The sequence below is a fragment of the Blautia sp. DFI.1.216 genome (assembly GCF_020594215.1).
Classification (GTDB): Bacteria; Bacillota; Clostridia; order Lachnospirales; family Lachnospiraceae; genus Blautia_A; species Blautia_A wexlerae.
Genome location: NZ_JAJDML010000214.1, coordinates 1 through 293 on the forward strand (window position 1 = coordinate 1; position 293 = coordinate 293).

A 293-nucleotide genomic window follows, 5' to 3' on the forward strand; every position below is an offset into this window, starting at 1 on the left:
ATAACCTTGTCTGGAACAAGGACAATGAGGTGTTCGCCTACTATGAGCTGATACCATACAACTATTCTTTTCTATCCGCAGAGCAGAAATTTATCGTGCATGACAGTTTCCGACAGCTTATCGCACAGTCCCGTGAGGGTAAAATTCATGCGTTGCAGATTGCCACAGAAAGCTCAATCCGCAGTATGCAGGAACAGTCAAAGAAACTGGTAACTGGAAAATTAAAGGAAGTTGCCTGCCAGAAGATAGACGAACAGACCGAAGCGTTAGTATCTATGATTGGGGACAATCAA

General features: G+C 43.7%; 1 protein-coding gene. It reads left to right on the top strand.

From position 1 onward, the window contains the following. Positions 1–293: hypothetical protein (locus LJE11_RS20980; RefSeq protein WP_227296444.1), on the top strand; the 293-nt coding region annotated here is incomplete at both ends.